Consider the following 20,331-nt stretch of genomic DNA (forward strand, 5'->3'; position numbering starts at 1 on the left):
CGCTGGTTATGTGCGCCATTAAAGCCTACTCTCTAAAGGTAAGAAATGGGTACTTTGAAGTTAAGCGATTGTAAGTATTAAGGATTAATATGAGCGAAGTCGAAAGTTCGATCAGTGTAGGCGATATTATTACTGTTAAGAACGGCTCTACCCACGAGGTAACAGGCTTTGTTAAAAAAGGGGAAAGGATTTACCCGACGATCAAAACCGATCATGGCAATACTAATTACAGCCAGATCAAAGAAATTGTCTCAGTGAGTAAAAGCTGATTTTAATTAGCTGAGCGCGACCACGGCCTGCTGCATCTGTGATGCTGGCGGGCTGTGTAAAACAGCCACCTTTGCCTTATCTCTACTCCTCCCGCCATGGCGATATATTCTCTTCCGACCTTTATCTCATTATAAATTAAAACTATTTATCCTCCGTGGCGAATCTCTTTATAGTAAGAATGCTGCACTGCGGCTTGAGATTCCTTCTATTTATGATGGGTCGTTCCTCATCGATTAATTGATTTCAGGGTAGGGAAGAATGAATAAAATTTTGCACGGAGTAATAGGGCTGACGCTGGCCTGTGGCGTTTTCACCACCTTGCCGGTGGCGGCGGCGGTCAAGAGCTGTATTGAGAATCGCGCCGGGATAGATATGGGGTCCGGCAGCACCAAGATTCAGGTGACACAGGTGGATGTATGCCAGCATCGGCTGGGCAAGGTGCTGTATGAAGATCAGCGCCCGGTGGGTTTTAACGCCGATTTGGCGAAATCGACCAATAACCAGCTGAGCGAGGAGATCCAGCAGCAGGGCGTCGCCGCGCTGTCTGAGATGGTGAAGAAGGCCGAAAGCTTTAGGCCAACCCGCGTGACCGGCGTAGCGACGGCGGTATTCCGCACGGCGTCTAACGGCGAGCAGGTGATTGATCGCTTCAACCAGCAGGCACATGTGAATTTGAAGATTATCACTCAGCAGCGGGAAGCCGAGCTGGGATTCCAGTCTGCCAAGGCCGCGCTGAATGAGCCAAATGTCAAAGATGAGGATCTGCTGGTGTGGGATATTGGCGGGGGATCGATGCAGATGACCTCCTACCACGAGCAGGCGGGCAAACCCTCAGTGGAGGTTTATCAGGGCAAGCTGGCCTCGGTCACGCTGAAAGACTTCATCACTAATGTGCTGCAGAACAAAGATTTAGCGGCTGATAGCACGCCAAACCCGATTGGCTCGCTGCGCAATACCGTGCTGCGTTATGTCAATTTCTATGCTCGCACCCATGTCAGCGCGCAGATGAAAAAGGATGCCCAAACCAAACGGGTGATTGGCATTGGCGGCGTGCACGGCTTCTCTATCAAGAGTCAGGTGCATTTGCACAACAACAGCTATGGCCTTGCTGACCTCGAGCAGGCGTCGAAAAATAACGTCTGGAAAGGGGATTCTGAGTTAAAAGGTGACTACCGCGCGACCGACGTCAGCAACCTGTTGCTGGTAGAAGGTTACATGCAGGCGCTGAATATCCCTCAGGTTACCGTGGTGAAAGCCAGTCTAATTCAGGGTATTTTGTTGCAGTAAGCCATTAAACCTAAGGCAGCAGGCTGAACGCTTAACTTTCAATTTTGCAGGAGCAAAGATTATGACAGTAGGAAAAAAAGAGTTAGTCGCAGTTCAAGATCAGGATGATTTTATCTGGCTGGAGGGCATTCGCGACCAGCCTGCGCTGGAGTGGGCAGAGCAGCAAAACCCGAAAACCACCGCGCAGTTCGCCACTGGCGAAGATTTCGAGCGCATTCGCCAGCAGGTGCTGACAGGCCTGAACTCCCCGGCGCAGATCCCCGGGATCACTAAGCGTGGCGAGCACTGGTACAACTTCTGGCAGGATGAGAAAAACCCGCGCGGTCTGCTGCGCCGCACCACCCTTGAGGAGTACCGCAAGGCCGAGCCTGCGTGGGAAACCGTGCTGGACATCGACGCGCTGGGCGCAGCCGAAGGGCAGGACTGGGTGTACCACGGCATGTTGCACCTCAAACCCGACTATCGCCGGGCGCTGTTAGTGCTTTCCCCAGACGGCGGCGATGCTTCGGCAGTGCGCGAGTTTGATCTGCAAACCCTCAGTTTTGTCGAGGACGGCTTTAATCTGCCGGTGGCGAAAAGCCTTATCTCGTGGATTGATCACGACCACCTGTTTGTCGCCACCGATTTTGGCGAAGACTCGATGACCACCTCGGGCTACCCGCGCACGGTGAAAATCTGGCAGCGCGGCACGCCGCTCAGTGCCGCCGTCACCCAGTTTAGCGCACAGAAAAGTGACATGATGGCGTTGGGGTATCACGCCGATAGCACGGGCTTTGAGCAGGACTTTATCATTCGGGTGATCGACTTCTATCGTCGTGAAGCCTTTTTGATTGATGCCGAGCAGGGGCTGGTGGCCGTCGATTTACCCGCCGACGCCAAATTCAGCCTGTGGCGCGAGTGGATGATTGTCGAGCCGTCGAGTGAGTGGCAGGTTGGGGGCGAAATCTATCCGTCTGGCTCGCTGTTGGCGATTGATTTCGCAGACTTTATGGCCGGAAAGCGCCAGATGACCAGACTGTTTGTGCCGGGGGAAACCACGGCGCTCAGCGGCTACTCCTCCACCCGCGACCACTTTATTATCAGCGTGACCCAAGACGTGGTGAACCAGCTGGAAGTGTTGACCCCGCGCGAAGGGGAGTGGCTGCGCGAAAGCATTGGCGACGCGCCTGATCTGAGCGAAATCCAGATTTATGGCATCGACGAAGAGACGAACGACTACTTCATGACGGTCAGCGGCTTCTTGCAGCCGACCACGTTGTACATCGGCAGTCTGGACGATAGCCAGTCGCCGCCGGAGGTTCTCAAGCAGGACCCGGCGCACTTCGACGCCTCAGGGTATCAGGTGAGCCAGCACTTCGCCCAGTCTGACGATGGCACCCGCGTGCCGTACTTCGTGGTGTCGAGCAAAGAGGTGGTGTACGACGGTAAAAATCCGACGCTGCTGTATGGCTACGGCGGTTTTGAAATCTCGCTCACGCCTTATTATCTCGGCACCAGCGGCCTGTCGTGGCTCAATCGCGGCGGCGTGTATGTGTTAGCGAATATTCGCGGCGGCGGCGAATACGGCCCGCGCTGGCATCAGGCCGCGCTCAAAGAGAATCGCCTGCGCGCCTATGAAGATTTTTCCTCAGTGGCCAAGGCGCTAATCGCCAGCAACATCACGTCGGCCAAGCATCTGGCGGCGGAGGGCGGCAGCAACGGCGGCCTGCTGGTGGGCAATATGCTGACACTTTACCCTGAACTCTTTGGCGCGATTGTTTGTGAAGTGGCCCTGCTCGATATGCAGCGCTACACGCAGATCTCCGCCGGGGCATCGTGGATTGCCGAGTACGGCGACCCTGCAATCCCGGAAGAGTGGGCGTTTATTCGGCAATTCTCGCCTTACCACAATCTGGATGCCGGCAAAAAGTACCCGCCAATCCTGATAACCACCGCCACCAGCGACGACCGCGTTGGCCCCGGCCACGCGCGTAAAATGGCCGCCAAAATGCAGCAGTTAGGCATTCCTGACGTCTGGTTCTTTGAAAACACCGAAGGCGGCCACAGCGCGGCGGCAGACAAAGCCCAGTCCGCCTTCAAGGGCGCTATGGTCAGTGAGTTCTTACTGCACTATATCGGCCGCGACGCGCACTAACCCGCGTGTTATGACGAGCAACCCGCCCGGCTATCCTTGCCGGGCGGGGTATCTCTGCATTCCCTCTTTTCTCCCCCGCAATTTACATTTCGACATGTTTTATCAACCTGTTAGCAACAAAAAAAGTTTCCCTGCTAATTAGTGTTTGTTTATGATTTGGGCATTATTTGATAATGGTTATCAAAATCAATTTTATTCCATTCTCATCTCAGGTTTTTTTCAAGCTCATTTCAAAGGAACAAACATGCTCAAGAATACTGTCCGCACGCTTTCTGTTGCCGGCCTGCTCGCTACCTCCTTTGCCAGTTTCGCTACCACTTATCCGTTGAATGTGACTGACCTTGATGGTCAAAAGCTCACTTTTGAAAAAGCGCCGCAGCGTATTATTTTGCAGGATGGTCGCGATATTCTCTCTCTGGCGGTGTTGGATAAATCCAATCCGTTCCAGCACGTGGTGGCGTGGAATAACCTGCTGAAGAAAACCGATATCGGCACCTGGGACATGCTGAAAAGCAAATGGCCGAGCGCGGACAAGATCCTCGACATGGGCTTTAGCGACAAAGGTCAGGTGGATCTCGAGACGGTGATTGCTCAGAAGCCTGACCTGATGATTGCCCAGCTGCGTGCCAAAGCGTCTCTGCAACAGGCGGGCGTGCTGGATAAACTCAAGTCCCTGAATATCCCGGTGCTGTTTGTTGATTATGAGCTGGACCCGGCCAAGGACACCGCGCCAAGCATCGACCTGCTGGGTAAAGTGCTGAACCAAGAGAAAAACGCCAAAGCCTATTCTGATTTCTACACCCAGCACTACCAGCATCTCCAACAGGTGGTGGCGGCGGTGAATCCAAAACCTAAAGTCTTTGTGGAAGCCATTGCGGGCCGCTCCGACTCTTGCTGCTTTACCCACGGCGACGCGGGCTGGGGCAAGTTGGTGAAAGCCGTGGGGGCGACCAATATCGGCACCGAACTGCTGCCGGGCGCGTCTGGCGATGTGTCGCTGGAGAAGGTGATCAGCATGAAGCCTGATGCCTACATCATGACCGGCTCATCACGCCCAAGTAACGGCAGCGTGTCGCACATCCTGCCGCTGGGCTACGGCGCAGAGCAGGCCAGCGTGGATAAAGAAGCCAAGGCGCTGCTGGCGCGCAACGGCATTTCGCAGATTTCTGCCGTGACCGACAATCGCGCCTATGGCATCTATCACCAGTTCTACAACCATCCGTACAACATCGTCGGCATGGAATATCTGGCGAAATTTATCTATCCGCAGCAGTTTAAAGATCTCGACCCAGCGAAGACTTACCGCGATCTGGTGCGCAACTACACCGACCTGCCGGACACCGGCTTTATCTTCGGTTGGTCGCAAGCCAAGTAATCCCCTCTATCCCTTCCAAGCCGGCAAGCTTGCCGGCTTTTGTATGCCGCCAGACCAGGCATACGGCCTATCTTTACGTGGATCACATTTGTTGACACTCGGTTAATTCATCCCTGAAACTAATTGTATTAGTGTGACTGATAGACTCCTGCTATTGGTGAACGCTTTGCCATCGCAAAGCTCAAGGGCGGAGTAATACCTAAAGAGAAGGTGAATTTATGCAATCTGAAGAACAGCGTTTAATCGAAGGGCTTTTTAGTCGTCTGCAACAGGCTGAGTCCGCAACGGCACCGCGTGATGCCGAGGCAGAGCGCGTGATTCAGGCCTGCGTCAGCAAGCAGCCCGCTGCGCCTTACTACATGGCGCAGGCGATGATTATTCAAGAAGCGGCGTTGACTAAGCTGAATCAGCAGATTCAGGCGCAACAGCAGCAGATAGCGCAACTGCAAGAGCAGGCGAAGAACGCCCGCCCACAGAGCACCGGTTTCTTGGCCGGGCTGTTTGGCGGCGGCGCGGCGTCACAGGCGCAGCCTCAGGCCGCACCGCAGAGCAACTCAGGCAGCCAGCCGATCCCAGGCACCAGCGGTTGGGACAACCGTGGGCAGCAGCAGGGCTACCAGCAGCAACAGCCCTACCAGCATGCGACTCCACAGCAGGCCGCGCCTCAACAGCCGGGCTTTTTGGGCAGCGCGCTGCGTACCGCCGCGGGCGTGGCGGGTGGGGTGGTGTTAGCTGAGATGCTGACCGGCATGTTCCATCAGAGCCAGCCACAGGAGATTGTGAATATTATCGAAGAGCCGCCGGTGCAGAATCTGAACGACACTGACAACGGTTTCCTCGGCAATAATGACGTCCAGCAGTCTGATTTCCAGCAGCAGGATTTCAACAGCGGGCAGCCTTCATGGCAGGACGCCTCCCTGCGTGATGATAATTCAGACTTAGGATTTGGCTCGGACAGCTTTGACTCTTCCGATTACAGTAATGATGACGACGACTCCTTCTTTTGAATGTTTTGCATTTAAGAGTGCGGTTTGCCAGTAGGAATTGTCGTACAAAGTCTAAGAGTGAGAGGTTTATCGCTTATTGCTTTGCACATTCTGGACAAAACCTGAATCTGCTGCTGTACTCTACTTGACACACATTTTGTGTCTTACATTCACGTAAAGGTAAGTTTGATGTCAAAGATTAAAGGTAGCGTTAAGTGGTTCAATGAATCTAAAGGTTTTGGTTTCATTACCCCTGAAGATGGCAGCAAAGATGTTTTCGTGCACTTCTCTGCTATTTCCAGCAACGGTTTCAAAACCCTCGCTGAAGGCCAACGTGTAGAGTTCGAAATCACACAGGGCGCCAAAGGCCCATCGGCTGCTGACGTTAAACCTATCTAACTCTAGCCAAATTTTGAAAAACCCGCTGATGCGGGTTTTTTTTGGTCTTTTGTTAGCTGACGCTCTTGTTACGCCGTCCGTGGTTTACGCACCAGCGTGGTAAACAGCAGGATGGCAATGGCGAAGCAGCCCATAATAGTGAAGCCCATCGACAGCGCCGAGGTGCCACCCAGGCCACTGATCGGCACGCTAATTGAACCCAGCGCGAACATACACACCCCAATCAGCGCTGACGCGCTACCGGCGTTTTTCCCCTGAGTTTGCATCGCCAGCGATGAGGCGTTCGGGCCGACAATCCCGATGGTGATCACCGAGAAGAATAGCGGCACCAGCAGCGTCACCAGCGGCGCGTGCAGGCTGGCGGCGATAACCAGTGAAATCGAGCCGAGCGCCGCAATGGTCAGCCCAGCCTTGACCAGCGCCAGTTCGCCAAACTTGCCACTCAGGCGGGTAGAAATTTGCGCCGCCAGCACCAGACCCACGCCATTAATCGCAAAGCACAGGCTAAACATTTGCGGGCTGAGGCCATAAATCTGCTGTAAGACGAAAGGCGACGCGCCGATATAGGCAAACATCCCCGCCATGGTGAAGCCCTGCGCCAGACACAGCCCCATAAACTGGCGATCTTTAAGCAGCCCGCCGATGGCGCGCACCATCGCCATCACGCCGCCCTGAGAGCGCCTTTCGGCAGGCAGGGTTTCATGCAGCTTGAGCAGCGACGAGGCGAACAGCAGCACGGAAATCACCCCCAGCGCGCCAAAAATCCCGCGCCAGTTCATGAAATTCAGCAGCCCGCCGCCGAGTACCGGCGCAATAATCGGCGCCAGCCCGTTAACTAGCATCAGCAGTGCAAAGAACTTGGTCAGCTCGTGGCCGTTATACATATCGCGGGCCACCGCGCGCGAAAGCACCGCGCCGCCTGCTCCGGCGATGCCCTGAAGCAGACGCGCGGCGATCAGCTGTTCAATGCTCGGCGCCACGGCGCACCAAACGGACGCGGCAAACAGCAGGGCCAGCGACCAGAGCAGCGGGCGCATGCGGCCATATTTATCGCTCAGCGGGCCAAAGATAAGCTGGCCCAGGCCTAGCCCAAGCAGGCCGGTGGTCAGGCTGAGCTGGCTGGTGGCGGTGTTGGTGTTGAGTTCATGGGCCATTTGCGGCAAGGCCGGCAGATATAAGTCAGTGCATAGTGGGCCAAGTGCGGCAAGTGACCCTAAGACCAAGATATAGCCCAAGCGTTTTTCTGTCAGGTGAGCGCTCATTAATTTTCCGTTTCCCGGTTATTTTGTGGTGGTTAAAACGATGTGTGTGACATTAGGATTGGCCCGGCGATGGCGGGTTAAACAGTTGACCAAACAATTGGTTGTAGAGCTTTTCTAGCGCCTGAGCGTTGGCATGTTGGGTGGTGAGATGGCGGAAGGCGGTGCCTTCGCAGATAACCGCCACCACTTCGACGCGGTTATTTAGCTCTTCGTCGCTCCAGTGCGGGTAGGCTTTGCACATGGTGGCTTTGGCCTGATTGAACAAATCGCACTCGGAGTCGCGCCAGATCTTCTCCACCAGCGGATTGCGCGTCGCTTCGGCGGCCACTTCCAGCATCAGTGCGTGGTCGATTTCCGTCTGCTCGTCCGGGGTTTCTTGCTCGCCCGCGCGCGGCTCGGTGAGGTGGAACTCGCCGATGCGGCGATTGGCGAGATTCTCCGCCATTTGCAGCAGGTTGTGGGCATTGCCGGTGATCAGCGCAATCTTCTTCGCCACCATGCGGCGCACTATCTCTTCGATAATGGCCTCTTTATTGGCGAAATAGCGATAAATCTGCCCCACGCTAAGCTGCGATAATTTGGCGATCTCGGCCATTCCCGCGCCGTGAAAACCGTGCTTACGAAAGCAGATCCGCGCGGCGGCAATGATCTGATCGCGTCGGGCGCAGATGCGTTTTTCCTTGGTGTCCTGTGGAGGCAACATAGAAGTCCTGATGGCAAGAGCTGGCAAAATAAAAATGAGTATGAACGTTCATTCTCAATTATAAGCAGACATGGCTAGCAGGTAAATATCAAAACAAACGGCGCAGCGTGTTAAGCGCTGCGCCGTTGGCGAAATGAGGTAAACGAGGGGACTTAGGCGGCGAAATAGGCCTGCAAAAAGGCGGCGACGATCAGCACGCACAGTGAAGTCACCATAATTTCAGATAACGTTTTAGGGGTAGTAAACATAATCACTCCAGATGGCATCATTAAAATGAATCAATGGAGACGATTGTGCAGATTTAAGATGAAGGAAACATTAAGACGCGCTTAAAAGGTGAAAAAATGTTCGGCGCCAGCGAGAAGGAAATCATTGAAGATTCACGATGCCTTTGTCATAAAAAAGGCATCGTTGAGGGATAGAATCAGTGCGCGTTGTACCAGCTGACCACCATAAAGCCCAGCAGGGTAAGGGCGAGGGAGCCAAACAGGTTCAGGCAGATGTTCAGCACGGCATCACCGAAACGCCCGGCTTGCAGCATGTAAACCACTTCCAGAGAGAAGGTGGAGAAAGTGGTGAAGCCACCGCAAAAGCCGTTGGTGATCACGGCTTTGAGTACTGGGTCGACATTGCTCATGCGGCCAAAAATCGCGATGGCGAAGCCAATGACAAAGGCACCAATCAGGTTAACGGCCAGCGTGCCAAGAGGAATGGTCGGCGAAATGCTGTTCATCTTCAAACCGAGATACCAGCGCGCTGCGCTGCCGACACCGCCCGCAATGAGGACTGCAAGAAAAGTAGTAAACATGGAAAACCTTTATAAACAGGTGGAATTCAGAAAGGTCCGGGCACGACGCTACGAACCTCTCGCGAGATTGCGTAGACATCATTAGCCCGTAAAGGCGGTTTCGGAGGAATGTCATCTCCATCATTTTGCCGCGCAATTTTACACCGCAGACCAAAATTTTGTAGTGCTTTGTGAAAAGCCGCTGAGAATAAAAAGGAAACACAATGTTAATACGCGACGCGCTTGCCGCCGATGCTCCTATTATCACCGAGCTGTTGGCCGATCTGGATTATCCCAATGACCCACAGGACGTGGCGGCGAGAATCGTCAACATGGCGAACAACCCGGACAGCCGCCTGCTGCTGGCGGAAGAGCAGGGCGCAGTGGTCGGCTTTATCTCATTGCACTTTATCCCGCAGATTGCGCTGGCCGGGGAGTTTTGCCGCATCAGCTATCTGTGCGTCAGTGGTGAAAGCCGCGGTGGCGGTATCGGGCAGAAGCTGGTGGACGAGGCCGAACGCCTGTCCATCGAGCGCGGCTGCGACCGGATGGAAGTGCATAGCCACAGCCGCCGCGTGCGGGCACATCAGTTTTATGCCCGCGCCGAATATGAAGAATCGCCGAAGTATTTAATCAAAAAGTTTTAATTCCGCTGTTAACCCAGTGCCAGCACGATGGCGTCGGCAATGAAATCCACCTGCTCCGCTTTTAGCTGAGAGGTGCTGATGCGGATAAACTGCCCCGGCCCGATGCGGCTGCGCTCGCCGGGCAGCACCGCAATTCCCCGCGCTGCCAGCGTTACTAAAGCAAACTGCTCTGAAGGGACGGGGATCCACATCGCCAGCCCGTCGCGGTGTGGAATATGCACGCCGCGCAGTTGCAGCGCGTCGGACATCGCTTTGCGCCGCTGGGCATAAACCGCTTTGGCGTGGGCAATCCCCTGCTGGGTTTTCTCATCCTTAATCAGATAGGCCAGAGCCTGCTGCAAAATGCGGCTCGACCAGCCTGCGCCGAAATTACGGAATGAAATCACTTGTTTGATCAGCTCCCGCGAGCCGGAGAGCACCGCCAGGCGCAGATCCGGCCCGTAGGCTTTGGAGTAAGAGCGCACGTGCACCGTGCGTTTGGGCAGCACGCTGCCCATGCTCAGAGGCGCGGCGTGAGAGAGCTGGCCGATGCCGTCATCTTCCACAATCAGCGCATTACTCTCGGCCAATAGCGCCGCCAGTTCGGCGAAACGCTCGGCGTTCATCACGTGGCCGCAGTGCGAATGGGTGCTTGGCTGATAGATAAAGGCTGAAGGATTTTTGGCGAGCGCCGCCTGAAGCGACTCGGGGATAGGCCCGAACTCATCGCATTTTACCGGCAGAACCTGCGCATTAAGGTTATCGAGCATATCCAGCAGGCGGCTGGCGGTCGGGTCTTCAATGGCCACCACCGAGCCTTGCATCAGCAGGGTTTGCAGCGTCAGGTTCATGGCGTCAAAGCCGCCGTCGGTCGCCATAAAAGCTTCGGCGGCATAAGGCCAGTCGGATTGAACCGCCGCCAGCAGGGCCGGGGAGATGGCTTCGCGGTGATAACTATTGAGATTTTCCGCCGCCATGCCCGACAGCAGGGCTTCGCGCAGGTCGGGCAGTAATTGCGGGTCTGGCGCTGATAGCGTCAGGTCGGCGCTGATGTGCTCGCCAAAGTTGCCGATTTTTTCAAAACGCGCCGGGCGGGGGGAGAGAGTATCGCCGCAGACCCAGACGCCGTTGCGTCCGCGCCCGGCAATCACTTTCTGCCGACGCAGCTGGCCCCATGCGGCGGAAACCGTCGCCGGGCTGACGCCTAATGACTGCGCCAGTTCACGGACTGCGGGCAAATGGGTGCCGATTTCAATCACGCCGGAACGAATCATCGCCGCCGTCTCCAGCGCAATGCCGCGCATCGACCTGTCCTGCAAATGCCCTGCGAACCACTCTGCATCCAGCGCTTTTACCAACGGATTATCAGCCATTTTTTGCCTTTTGTTCAGTAACAAAGATTCTATTGTACATATTTATTTATGCTATTAGTATCAAACTTAGCCAGTTGAGGCGATAAAAACAGCACTTTGTTGGCAATGTGTTCGCCATTGGTCAAAAGAACTTAGCAAACCGAATTTTGCACACCTATAAGGGGAATCTCGTGGCGTTGACCATCAGACTGGCTGTTCGTGACTGGGATTATTTTACGCCGCTGGCTTTGGGCGATATCAAACCAGAAGGTTTTAACCTAGAAATTGACCGTGTGGGTACGCTGGTGGATGACTTAGCTACCAGCGCCGACTACCAGGCCGGGGAAGTCTCCTTTAGCCGTTACGCCCAAGGGCGCGCGCGCGGCGAGCAGGATCTGCTGGGCATTCCACACTTCCTGATGCGCGGATTCCGCCAGCGCTGCATTATTACGCGTCAGGACAGTCCGCTGACCGAACTCTGCCAACTGAAGGGCAAACGCATCGGCCTGACCGGCTGGCAAGATTCAGGGAATACTTGGACGCGCACGGTTTTGGCGCTGGAAGGGGTGCAGATTGAAGATGCGCGCTGGTACGTGGGCCGCCTGACCGAGCAGCACCCGATTGTTGACCGTCTGGCGGGCTTTGGTCAGCCGGGGCGGATTGAAGCTGTCCCCGAAGAGCGCCCGATGATGGAGCTGCTGCAAGAGGGCTGGCTCGACGCGGTGTTTACGCCATTTATGCCTGAAGGCTTCTTCAAACCGGATTCCGGCTTCCGCCAGTTCCAGCCTGACTTTCGTCAGGCCGAGTTAGATTATTTTAATCGAGTGGGTTACGTGCCGGGCATTCACCTGCTGGCGATTAAACCGGCGCTGGCCGCCGAACACCCTTGGCTGCCGCAGGCACTGAGCGACATTATTGAGCGTTCTTACCACGTTTGGATGGAGAAGCGCGCCAAATATGCCGATACCACGCCGTGGCTGCTGGATGACCTGCGCCGCACGGTGGTGGACTTGCCCGCTGACTGGAACGCCAACGGTTACGCCGCCAATGAGCAGATGATTAATGATTTTGGCGCAGAGCTGCATCGGCAGAATTTGACCGCGCAGCGCCTGACCGCCGCCGATCTTTTCCCGCATTTTGCCGGTTAATCAAGATTAAGGAGTGATGATGAAAGTTGCATTAGGCCAATTCGCCGTCGCCAAAGAGTGGCAGGCTAACGTTGAAACCTGTCTGTCGTTAATGAAGAAGTCATTACAGGCCGGTGTGGATCTGCTGGTGCTGCCAGAGGGCATTCTCGCCCGCGACATCACTGACCCCGATTTAGTGCTGAAAGCCGCGCAGCCTCTGGACGGGCCATTTGTCAGCCAACTGCTGGCCGCCAGCGTCGGTAGCCAAATGACCACCATGATGAGCGTGCACACCCCGACGCCAGATGGCCGGGCGTGGAACGTGCTCATCTCTCTTCGCGACGGCAAGATCATTTCTGAATACCGCAAGCTGCACCTGTATGACGCCTTTTCAACCCAAGAGTCGAAGAACGTCACGCCGGGCAAAGATATTCCGCCATTAGTTGACGTCGCGGGCTTTAAAGTTGGCCTGATGACCTGCTACGACGTGCGTTTCCCTGAGCTGGCCCGCCGTTTGGTACTCGACGGCGCGGACGCGCTGGTTCTGCCCGCCGCGTGGGTAAAAGGGCCACTGAAAGAGATGCATTGGGAAGTGTTGGTCACCGCCCGCGCGCTGGAGAACACCACTTACGTGGTGGCTGTGGGCGAGTGCGGCGAGCGAAATATCGGCAACAGCATGGTGGTTGACCCCCTTGGCGTGGCGATTGCCCGCGCCGCCGAAGCTCCGGCCCTGGTCTTTGCCGAGCTGGATAAAGCCCGTTTAGCGCACGCCCGTAAAGTGCTGCCGGTGCTGGATAACCGCCGTTTTGATGTTCCACAGCTACGTACTGACAAGTTCTAAAACCCGTTATTTAAGAGTCAGGCAGTACCCCTCGCGGCAGCCACGGTCCTCAACGTGCGCCGCAGGGCCAACAAGCGCGAACCACACCAGGGAGCGCCGCATTACCCTTGCTCGGTCAGCGCCTGACCCAGTGAGAAATAAAAAATATCCTTACGGCGTTATCAACACCAGGGAAGGTGTTAACAATAAATCACTGATTTTGAAATTAATTGCACAACATTCACCACAACTTTTCGACAGAGGGCATTGCAATGATGGCAAGAAAATTACGTCCGGCTACCGCACTGACGGCTGCATTACTTTCAATACTTTCGACCACCGCGTTTGCTGCTGAAAGCGTCGCTATCCCTGCGCAAACGGTAGATGCCGCGCTGCACGCCAAATTGCCAGCGGACATCCAAAAATCCGGGGTGATGACGTCGGTCAACAACGGCTCCTTCCCTCCTTATGAAATTGTGACTGGCAATAATACCCTCGACGGCGCGAGTTCAGACTTGGCCGACGCGCTGGCTGGCGTGCTAGGGGTGAAAATCGAACACGCCTCGGTCAGCGGCATGTCTGGCATTCTGAGCGGCATGGCGGCCGGGCGCTACCAGCTGGCGATGGGGCCGATTGGTGATTATCCGGATCGTCAGGCCAAAAATGATTTCATCGATTTCGTCAAAGAGTACGTGGTGTTTGCGGTGCATAAAGGCAACCCGCAGAACATTAACTCGCTGGACGACACCTGCGGCAAACGCATTGCCGTGATGGCGGGCGGCTCGGCGGAGCAGGTGATCCGCAAGCAGTCCGACGTCTGCGTGAAAGCCGGTAAACCGGCGGTGACTATCCAGTCGTTTAGCGACCAGCCAACCTCGATTCTGGCCGTGCGCTCTAACCGTTCTGACGCCTTCTTCTCCTCGCAGGCGCCGTTGACCTATTTCGTCGACAAAGCCAGTGGCCAGTTGGAATTGGCGGGCAAAGGCAAATCTAACGGCTTTGGCGACATCTATCAGGGCACCTTAGTGCCAAAAGGTTCGGCCATTCGTGACGTGATTTTGGCGGGCTACCAGAAGCTGTTCGACAACGGCACTTACGCCATCATCATGAAAAAATGGGGTCTGCAAGACAACATGGTTGCAGCGCCGGGGATCAATCTGGCTAAGGCGCAACCTTAATGACGGAAAATACCTTTCGAGTTAAACCGCCGGATAGCCATGAAGCCGACAACCCGCGCCGCAACGTGGAGTTTGCTCATGCGCCGCGCAACTATGGCCGCTGGATCTCATGGATTATTGTCACGCTGATCGCCATTGACGTGGTGTGGAACGTGGCGCGCAATCCTAATTTCGAATGGCACGTGGTGGGTCAGTGGTTTACTGAAGGTACGGTGGTGAAGGGGCTGGGCGTGACGCTTGGCCTTACCGTGGTTTCAATGCTGCTTGGCGTGTTTCTGGGCCTGATGTTGGCGATTGCTCGCCTGTCGCAAAGCCAGTTGCTGCGCCGCCTCTCCGGGCTGTATATCTGGTTTTTCCGTGGTACGCCGCTGCTGGTGCAACTGCTGTTCTGGTACAACATGTCGACGCTGTTTCCACGGGTGGTGCTCGGTATTCCCTTTGGCCCGGAGTACATGAGTTGGAACACCAATGACCTGATCACCCCGCTGACGGCGGCGATTGCCGGTTTGGCGCTGAACGAAGCGGCCTATATGGCGGAGATTATTCGCGCTGGATTGCTGTCGGTGGACAACGGTCAGGGGGAAACGGCACAGGCTTTTGGCATGAGCCGTGGTCGCGCGCTGCGCCGCATTATTATCCCGCAGGCGATGCGTTCGATTATCCCTCCCACCGGCAACCAGCTGATTAGCATGATTAAAGCCACCTCGCTGGTCAGCGTGATTGCCATGGGCGATCTGCTGTACTCGGTTCAAACCATTTATAATCGCACCTTTGAAGTGGTGCCGATGCTGATGGTGGCGGTGATTTGGTACTTGCTGATCACCTCGATACTCAACGTCGGTCAGTCGGCCATTGAGCGCTATTACGCCCGCGGTACCAGCCGCTCCGGCTCGGCCACCAAGCGACGTCAGGGTTCTGGCGAAGAGAAAACCATTCCTATCGTCAATGCCCCAAGCCAGACCCACGAGGAGGAGCGATGAGTCAGCCCACTTTAGAGAGCCAATCGCCGCTGGTTGTGGCGCGCAACGTGCATAAAAGCTATGGCGATAATGAAGTGCTGAAAGGCATTGATCTGGAAGTGAAACCGAGCGAAGTGGTGGTGATCCTTGGCCCGTCAGGCTCGGGGAAATCCACTTTCCTGCGTTGTATCAACCATTTGGAAGATATCGATCGCGGCGCGATTATGGTCGGCGGCGAGCAGATTGGCTATGAGCTGCGTGGCGACAAGCTGCACAAGTTGCCGGAAAAAGCCATTGCGCGCCAGCGTCGTGATATCGGCATGGTGTTCCAGCAGTTCAACCTCTATCCGCACATGACGGTGTTGCAGAATATCGTTGAAGCGCCCATCGGCGTGCATAAGGAGAGCCGACAGGACGCCGAGAAGTACGCCCGCGAGCTGCTGCAAAAGGTGGGGCTGAGTGACAAAGCCGATGCCTACCCGCGCCATCTCTCCGGCGGCCAGCAGCAGCGGGTGGCGATTGCTCGCGCTTTGGCGGTGAAACCCAAGCTGATGCTGTTCGACGAGCCGACCTCGGCGCTGGACCCGGAGCTGGTGGGCGAAGTGCTTTCCACCATGCGCGATCTTGCCCAGCAGGGGTTAACCATGATTGTGGTGACGCACGAAATTGGCTTTGCTAAAGAGGCGGCGGATCGGGTGGTGTTTATGGATCGCGGCCACGTGGTGGAGCAGGGGTCTGCGCAGGAGGTGCTGGTCAATCCACAGCATCCGCGCACTCAGGCTTTCCTCAGCCGATTTATCTAGTCAGCCCTTTGTTCAGCAAGCACAGCATTTGGATTTCTGTCTGAGCATTTCTGTTACATTTTTAGGTTGTATTTACACCCAGATTATTCGTAAATAACCTTAAATTGTTTGGGCTGTTCTGTCAGTTAAAAGCGCAACTAAACAGTTCAGATAAACAGTTTCGCAAACCGTGAAAAGAAGGTGTGTATGGAAGGTTTAAGCATTACTAAATTGTTAGTTGTGGGTGTTCTGATCGTTCTGCTGTTCGGTACCAGCAAACTGCGCTCTTTGGGCGGAGATCTGGGCGCTGCGCTGCGTGGCTTCAAGAAAGCCATGAATGATGATCCAGCTCCTGCTGCCAAAACTGACGCACAGCCTGCTGAGCGCGTAGAACACAAAGACTGATTTGTGTGCGGGTTAACGCCCGCCGTTCTGCTGTTGTAGCCAGACACTTCGCGGCGGTTTTGGTCGCCGCAAATAAAAAACGGCTGCTCATGTGAGCAACCGTTTTTTGTCGTTTCTATTGGCTGAAAAGTAACAAAGTGTGACAGCCTCTACCTTCAAGACTTAAGCTTGCGGCGCGTTAACTCAGGTCGCGGCGCCGCGATAAGGCTTATTTTACTTCGATGCCTTTGGCCTGCAGATCAGCATGGTAAGAAGAACGCACGAAAGGACCACAAGCCGCGTGGGTGAAGCCCATTTTCAGCGCTTCTTCTTTCATGTAATCGAACTCTTCCGGGCTGACATAACGCTGTACCGGCAAGTGGTGACGGCTTGGCTGCAAGTACTGGCCGAGGGTCAACATAGTCACGCCGTGACGACGCAGGTCGCGCATCACTTCTATGATCTCTTCATTGGTTTCGCCCAGACCGACCATCAAACCAGACTTGGTTGGGATATCAGGATGAGCTTCTTTGAAGCGTTGCAGCAGGGTCAGTGACCACTCGTAGTTAGCACCAGGGCGCACCTGACGGTAAACGCGCGGCACGTTTTCTAAGTTGTGGTTGAACACGTCTGGCGGCGTGGCGTTGAGGATATCCAGCGCGCGATCCATACGGCCACGGAAGTCCGGCACCAGCGTTTCAATTTTGATGGTTGGGTTCTTCTCGCGAATAGCGGCGATACAGTCGGCAAAGTGCTGAGCACCGCCATCGCGCAGATCATCGCGGTCAACCGAGGTGATAACCACGTAGCGCAGGCCCATATCGGCGATAGTCTGTGCCAGCTTCTGCGGCTCATTGGTATCTGGCGCGGTTGGGCGGCCGTGGGCAACGTCACAGAATGGGCAACGGCGGGTACAAATCGCGCCGAGGATCATAAAGGTAGCCGTACCGTGGTTGAAGCATTCGGAGAGGTTAGGACAAGCGGCCTCTTCACAAACGGAGTGTAATCCGTTTTTACGCAAGGCGGCTTTGATGCCCTGAATGCGGCTCGAATCAGCCGGCAATTTGATTTTCATCCAAGCCGGCTTACGTAACATTTCCTGCCGGTCAGTGGCCACGGTTTTCACCGGGATTAACGCCATCTTATCTGCATCGCGGTATTTAACGCCGCGTTCCATCTGAATCGGTTTACTCATAAGCTTGCAGGTTCCAGGTTTGTCACTCGTTACTCGAGTTTTGTCAGGACATTCAATGAACTGGATGATTCATTAAAAAAAATCTGAATAATTGCAGAAATTATAACACTTATGCCGCTCACTATTCAGCCCCAGAAGTGCTCATAAGCAACAAAGTCTACATTTCTTTAACATTAATAGTCTTCGGCCTGCCATGGCAGGTAATCCACTTGCTGGTAATTCAGTAAGTTATTGAAAGATTTCACCAGCACCGGCATGACGTCATCGACCGTCAGCCCCGGTTTTTCACGACTGACCTGCGTCATTTCCAACCCGGCATAGCCACAGGGATTGATGCGCAGGAAAGGCTCGAGATCCATATTAATATTCAGCGCCAGGCCGTGCAGCGAGCAGCCTTTGCGGATACGCAGACCCAGCGAACAGATTTTTTTGCGATCCACATAGACGCCGGGGGCATCGGCACGCGGGTAAGCATCAATTGAGAAGTGGGCGAGGGTATCCACCACGGTTTGCTCAATGGCGGTCACTAGCTGGCGTACGCCCAACTTTTTGCGCTTCAAATCCACCATCACGTACATCACTTGTTGGCCGGGGCCGTGATAGGTGACCTGCCCGCCGCGATCGCTCTGAATGACGGGAATATCGCCCGGCAGCAGCACGTGCTCTGCCTTACCCGCCTGACCCTGAGTGAAGACCTTGTGGTGCTCGACCAGCCAAATTTCATCTTGGGTTTCAGGGGTACGGTTGTCAGTGAACAGATGCATCGCGCGGGACACTGGTTCGTAAGGCTGTAGACCCAGCTGACGTAACACAATGCGTTGTTGCAGTTTATCTTGTTGCACAGCAGCTATCGCCATTTAAAAAGAGGGGCACAGAAAAAGCAATGCAGCACCGATTAGGGCGCTGCATTAGGCAATTCACAAGAAGGGATCACAATACCATGCGGACAATTTCGAGATTACCCAGCTCGTCGTACAGGGTTTCGACCTGATCGATATGCTGCGCGTTGATCGTAATTGATACGGAGTGGTAATTCCCTTTACTGCTCGGTTTTACCTGAGGATTGTAGTCGCCAGGCGCATGGCGTTGCACGACTTCCACAACCTGATCAACCAACTCGGGCTGTGCCAGACCCATTACTTTATAAGTAAAGGGACATGGGAATTCGAGCAGTTCGTTAAGTTTGGTTTTCATGTGCACTCCAGCGTGTTTACAGCAGACGGATTATTGTTATTAAAATTACACTCCCGCCGAAGCGGGAGTGTGATCAATATCACAATAGTAATAGTAACTATGTGGGGGGTAAAGGCGGCTTTTCAAGCCCGCGCTTAGCCGAACCAGTGGTGGAACATCAGTTTGATATAATCCACGATGCGGCCGAAGAAGCCCCCTTCTTTGACTTCATTCAGCACCACCAGAGGGCGCTCGTCAATGGTTTTACCATCAAGCTGGAAGTTGATAGAGCCAACTACCTGATTTTTCTGCAATGGTGCGTGCAGCTCAGGGTTGGTCAACACGTAGCTGGCTTTCAAATCTTTCATGCGGCCGCGTGGAATGGTCAGGTAAGCGTCTTTATCAACGCCCAGCGCGACGCGGTCGGTGTCGCCAAACCAGACTGGCTCAGAGGCAAATTCTTTACCGGCTTTCAGTGGCGAGACGGTTTCGAAGAAACGGAAGCCCCAGGTCAGCAGTTTTTTACTTTCAACTTCACGGCCTTTATAGGTGTGACCCCCCATCACGGCGGAGATCAGGCGCATCTGGCCTTCAGTTGCCGAAGCCACCAGGTTGTAGCCCGCGGACTCAGTGTGACCGGTTTTGATGCCGTCAACGTTCAGGCTGGTGTCCCACAACAGGCCATTACGGTTGGTCTGGCGGATGTTGTTGAAGGTGAACTCTTTCTCTTTGTAGGTCGCGTACTCTTCCGGCACGTCACGGATAAGCGCCTGACCGATCAGCGCCATGTCGCGCGCCGAGCTGAACTGCCCTGCGGCGTCCAGACCGTGAACCGTGCCAAAGTGGGTGTTTTTCAGACCCAGCGCGTTCACGTAGTTATTCATCAAGCCAACAAATGCGTCTTGGCTGCCCGCGACGTAGTCGGCCATCGCCACACAGGCATCGTTGCCGGATTGCAAAATGATGCCACGGTTCAGCTCAGAAACCGCGACGCGATCGCCCGGCTTGAGGAACATCAAGGAGGAGCCTTTGAATACCGGGTTGCCGGTCGCCCACGCGTCCTGACCCACGGTAACCATATCGTTTGGGGTGATTTTGCCCGCTTTGATGGATTGACCGATAACATAACTGGTCATCATTTTGGTCAAGCTGGCTGGGTCACGGCGTGCGTCAGCATTCATTTCAGCCAGCACTTTGCCTGAGTTGTAATCAATCAGGATATAGGCTTCAGCATCAATTTGCGGTACGCCAGGGATCATCGTCTTTAAATTAACATCGTCGGCATAGGCGGACGCTGCACAAAGGGTCAGAGCTGTGCCAAAAGCCAAGCTTTTGACGAGAAGTGGGGTAGTTACAAGTTTCATGATAGGGACAGCAACATCCGTAGAAGTAAGTTAAAAACGTGCCACACTATAGCAGAAGCGACATATTCAGACATCTGCGATTACAGCGGCTTGAAAGTGTTTACCCTTTTTTACCAATTTCACATTGGTGGAAAAAACGGGGCCGTAGCCCCGTTAAGGAAATGCATC

General features: G+C 54.8%; 21 protein-coding genes and 1 riboswitch. Of the genes, 13 read left to right on the forward strand and 8 right to left on the reverse strand.

Annotated features, from left to right (window positions below; translation table 11 throughout):
• Nucleotides 1-89: 89 nt before the first annotated feature.
• The 6 genes from ACT3RR_RS01025 (at nt 90) to cspE (ending at nt 6,451) form a co-directional block, all read left to right on the forward strand.
• Nucleotides 90-269, forward strand: coding sequence for a hypothetical protein (locus tag ACT3RR_RS01025; RefSeq protein ID WP_185688334.1), 180 nt, complete (start codon nt 90-92; stop codon nt 267-269).
• A gap of 259 nt (nt 270-528) precedes the next feature.
• Nucleotides 529-1,557: a Ppx/GppA phosphatase family protein gene (locus tag ACT3RR_RS01030; RefSeq protein WP_496199572.1), complete on the forward strand. Its 1,029-nt coding sequence runs from the start codon at nt 529-531 to the stop codon at nt 1,555-1,557.
• 61 nt (nt 1,558-1,618) lie between these two features.
• Nucleotides 1,619-3,691: a prolyl oligopeptidase family serine peptidase gene (locus ACT3RR_RS01035; protein ID WP_496199573.1), complete on the forward strand. Its 2,073-nt coding sequence runs from the start codon at nt 1,619-1,621 to the stop codon at nt 3,689-3,691.
• Nucleotides 3,692-3,935: 244 nt separating this feature from the next.
• Nucleotides 3,936-5,066, forward strand: a complete 1,131-nt coding sequence (locus tag ACT3RR_RS01040; protein WP_353501313.1) for an ABC transporter substrate-binding protein — start codon at nt 3,936-3,938, stop codon at nt 5,064-5,066.
• Between the two features lie 218 nt (nt 5,067-5,284).
• Nucleotides 5,285-6,073, forward strand: a complete 789-nt coding sequence (locus ACT3RR_RS01045) for a DUF2076 domain-containing protein (protein ID WP_496199574.1) — start codon at nt 5,285-5,287, stop codon at nt 6,071-6,073.
• Nucleotides 6,074-6,241: 168 nt separating this feature from the next.
• Nucleotides 6,242-6,451, forward strand: a complete 210-nt coding sequence (gene cspE, locus ACT3RR_RS01050; RefSeq protein WP_353501315.1) for a transcription antiterminator/RNA stability regulator CspE — start codon at nt 6,242-6,244, stop codon at nt 6,449-6,451.
• Between the two features lie 68 nt (nt 6,452-6,519).
• Here the strand turns inward: cspE and ACT3RR_RS01055 are convergent, their stop codons facing one another.
• From ACT3RR_RS01055 to crcB, 3 genes are all read right to left on the reverse strand, one after another.
• Nucleotides 6,520-7,713, reverse strand: coding sequence for a multidrug effflux MFS transporter (locus tag ACT3RR_RS01055; RefSeq protein ID WP_353501316.1), 1,194 nt, complete (start codon nt 7,711-7,713; stop codon nt 6,520-6,522).
• A gap of 52 nt (nt 7,714-7,765) precedes the next feature.
• Nucleotides 7,766-8,416, reverse strand: coding sequence for a TetR family transcriptional regulator (locus ACT3RR_RS01060; protein ID WP_353501317.1), 651 nt, complete (start codon nt 8,414-8,416; stop codon nt 7,766-7,768).
• 424 nt (nt 8,417-8,840) lie between these two features.
• Nucleotides 8,841-9,224: a fluoride efflux transporter CrcB gene (crcB, locus tag ACT3RR_RS01065; protein WP_496199575.1), complete on the reverse strand. Its 384-nt coding sequence runs from the start codon at nt 9,222-9,224 to the stop codon at nt 8,841-8,843.
• Between the two features lie 65 nt (nt 9,225-9,289).
• A riboswitch (Fluoride riboswitch) is annotated at nt 9,290-9,352 on the reverse strand.
• Nucleotides 9,353-9,427: 75 nt separating this feature from the next.
• On the opposite strand from crcB, the gene ACT3RR_RS01070 reads away from it, so the two are divergent.
• Nucleotides 9,428-9,850, forward strand: coding sequence for a GNAT family N-acetyltransferase (locus tag ACT3RR_RS01070; RefSeq protein WP_485901624.1), 423 nt, complete (start codon nt 9,428-9,430; stop codon nt 9,848-9,850).
• 8 nt (nt 9,851-9,858) lie between these two features.
• Here the strand turns inward: ACT3RR_RS01070 and ACT3RR_RS01075 are convergent, their stop codons facing one another.
• The gene (locus ACT3RR_RS01075) at nt 9,859-11,202 is read right to left on the reverse strand and encodes an aminotransferase-like domain-containing protein (RefSeq protein WP_496199576.1); all 1,344 of its coding nucleotides are present in this window, start codon (nt 11,200-11,202) and stop codon (nt 9,859-9,861) included.
• Between the two features lie 170 nt (nt 11,203-11,372).
• On the opposite strand from ACT3RR_RS01075, the gene ACT3RR_RS01080 reads away from it, so the two are divergent.
• The 6 genes from ACT3RR_RS01080 (at nt 11,373) to tatA (ending at nt 16,452) form a co-directional block, all read left to right on the forward strand.
• Entirely contained in the window at nt 11,373-12,329 is a 957-nt protein-coding gene (locus ACT3RR_RS01080) for a nitrate ABC transporter substrate-binding protein (protein ID WP_496199577.1), read from the forward strand.
• A gap of 19 nt (nt 12,330-12,348) precedes the next feature.
• The gene (locus tag ACT3RR_RS01085; RefSeq protein ID WP_485901618.1) at nt 12,349-13,149 is read left to right on the forward strand and encodes a deaminated glutathione amidase; all 801 of its coding nucleotides are present in this window, start codon (nt 12,349-12,351) and stop codon (nt 13,147-13,149) included.
• A gap of 251 nt (nt 13,150-13,400) precedes the next feature.
• Nucleotides 13,401-14,306, forward strand: coding sequence for an ABC transporter substrate-binding protein (locus ACT3RR_RS01090; protein WP_485901616.1), 906 nt, complete (start codon nt 13,401-13,403; stop codon nt 14,304-14,306).
• Entirely contained in the window at nt 14,306-15,286 is a 981-nt protein-coding gene (locus ACT3RR_RS01095; protein WP_496199578.1) for an amino acid ABC transporter permease, read from the forward strand. Before ACT3RR_RS01090 ends, ACT3RR_RS01095 begins: the two co-directional genes overlap by 1 nt.
• Entirely contained in the window at nt 15,283-16,068 is a 786-nt protein-coding gene (locus ACT3RR_RS01100; protein WP_496199579.1) for an amino acid ABC transporter ATP-binding protein, read from the forward strand. The genes ACT3RR_RS01095 and ACT3RR_RS01100 overlap by 4 nt, the downstream gene beginning before the upstream one ends.
• Nucleotides 16,069-16,254: 186 nt before the next feature.
• Nucleotides 16,255-16,452: a Sec-independent protein translocase subunit TatA gene (tatA, locus tag ACT3RR_RS01105; protein ID WP_034788352.1), complete on the forward strand. Its 198-nt coding sequence runs from the start codon at nt 16,255-16,257 to the stop codon at nt 16,450-16,452.
• 208 nt (nt 16,453-16,660) lie between these two features.
• Here the strand turns inward: tatA and lipA are convergent, their stop codons facing one another.
• The 4 genes from lipA to dacA all read right to left on the reverse strand — a co-directional run bounded on the left by lipA (nt 16,661) and on the right by dacA (nt 20,163).
• Nucleotides 16,661-17,626 carry a lipoyl synthase gene (gene lipA / locus ACT3RR_RS01110; RefSeq protein WP_034788353.1) on the reverse strand — a complete coding sequence of 322 codons (966 nt, stop codon included), beginning with the start codon at nt 17,624-17,626 and terminating at the stop codon, nt 16,661-16,663.
• A gap of 173 nt (nt 17,627-17,799) precedes the next feature.
• Nucleotides 17,800-18,483, reverse strand: coding sequence for a lipoyl(octanoyl) transferase LipB (gene lipB / locus ACT3RR_RS01115; RefSeq protein ID WP_441655837.1), 684 nt, complete (start codon nt 18,481-18,483; stop codon nt 17,800-17,802).
• Nucleotides 18,484-18,556: 73 nt separating this feature from the next.
• Nucleotides 18,557-18,820, reverse strand: a complete 264-nt coding sequence (gene ybeD / locus ACT3RR_RS01120) for a DUF493 family protein YbeD (RefSeq protein WP_353501326.1) — start codon at nt 18,818-18,820, stop codon at nt 18,557-18,559.
• Between the two features lie 134 nt (nt 18,821-18,954).
• On the reverse strand, nt 18,955-20,163 hold the full coding sequence (dacA, locus tag ACT3RR_RS01125; RefSeq protein WP_485901608.1) for a D-alanyl-D-alanine carboxypeptidase DacA: 1,209 nt from the start codon (nt 20,161-20,163) through the stop codon (nt 18,955-18,957).
• Between the last annotated feature and the right edge of the window lie 168 nt (nt 20,164-20,331).

Origin of the sequence: Ewingella sp. AOP8-B2-18, from assembly GCF_052376015.1 — a bacterium.
In the GTDB taxonomy this organism is placed as follows: Bacteria; Pseudomonadota; Gammaproteobacteria; order Enterobacterales; family Enterobacteriaceae; genus Ewingella; species Ewingella allii.

Coding starts and splice junctions, on each gene's coding strand:
- dacA (WP_485901608.1), bottom strand. CDS start 20,163: ATGAAACTTGTAACTACCCCACTTCTCGTCAAAAGCTTGGCTTTTGGC.
- ACT3RR_RS01055 (WP_353501316.1), bottom strand. CDS start 7,713: ATGAGCGCTCACCTGACAGAAAAACGCTTGGGCTATATCTTGGTCTTA.
- ACT3RR_RS01070 (WP_485901624.1), top strand. CDS start 9,428: ATGTTAATACGCGACGCGCTTGCCGCCGATGCTCCTATTATCACCGAG.
- ACT3RR_RS01075 (WP_496199576.1), bottom strand. CDS start 11,202: ATGGCTGATAATCCGTTGGTAAAAGCGCTGGATGCAGAGTGGTTCGCA.
- ACT3RR_RS01045 (WP_496199574.1), top strand. CDS start 5,285: ATGCAATCTGAAGAACAGCGTTTAATCGAAGGGCTTTTTAGTCGTCTG.
- ACT3RR_RS01085 (WP_485901618.1), top strand. CDS start 12,349: ATGAAAGTTGCATTAGGCCAATTCGCCGTCGCCAAAGAGTGGCAGGCT.
- ybeD (WP_353501326.1), bottom strand. CDS start 18,820: ATGAAAACCAAACTTAACGAACTGCTCGAATTCCCATGTCCCTTTACT.
- ACT3RR_RS01040 (WP_353501313.1), top strand. CDS start 3,936: ATGCTCAAGAATACTGTCCGCACGCTTTCTGTTGCCGGCCTGCTCGCT.
- crcB (WP_496199575.1), bottom strand. CDS start 9,224: ATGTTTACTACTTTTCTTGCAGTCCTCATTGCGGGCGGTGTCGGCAGC.
- tatA (WP_034788352.1), top strand. CDS start 16,255: ATGGAAGGTTTAAGCATTACTAAATTGTTAGTTGTGGGTGTTCTGATC.
- ACT3RR_RS01025 (WP_185688334.1), top strand. CDS start 90: ATGAGCGAAGTCGAAAGTTCGATCAGTGTAGGCGATATTATTACTGTT.
- ACT3RR_RS01095 (WP_496199578.1), top strand. CDS start 14,306: ATGACGGAAAATACCTTTCGAGTTAAACCGCCGGATAGCCATGAAGCC.
- ACT3RR_RS01030 (WP_496199572.1), top strand. CDS start 529: ATGAATAAAATTTTGCACGGAGTAATAGGGCTGACGCTGGCCTGTGGC.
- lipA (WP_034788353.1), bottom strand. CDS start 17,626: ATGAGTAAACCGATTCAGATGGAACGCGGCGTTAAATACCGCGATGCA.
- cspE (WP_353501315.1), top strand. CDS start 6,242: ATGTCAAAGATTAAAGGTAGCGTTAAGTGGTTCAATGAATCTAAAGGT.
- ACT3RR_RS01035 (WP_496199573.1), top strand. CDS start 1,619: ATGACAGTAGGAAAAAAAGAGTTAGTCGCAGTTCAAGATCAGGATGAT.
- lipB (WP_441655837.1), bottom strand. CDS start 18,483: ATGGCGATAGCTGCTGTGCAACAAGATAAACTGCAACAACGCATTGTG.
- ACT3RR_RS01100 (WP_496199579.1), top strand. CDS start 15,283: ATGAGTCAGCCCACTTTAGAGAGCCAATCGCCGCTGGTTGTGGCGCGC.
- ACT3RR_RS01060 (WP_353501317.1), bottom strand. CDS start 8,416: ATGTTGCCTCCACAGGACACCAAGGAAAAACGCATCTGCGCCCGACGC.
- ACT3RR_RS01090 (WP_485901616.1), top strand. CDS start 13,401: ATGATGGCAAGAAAATTACGTCCGGCTACCGCACTGACGGCTGCATTA.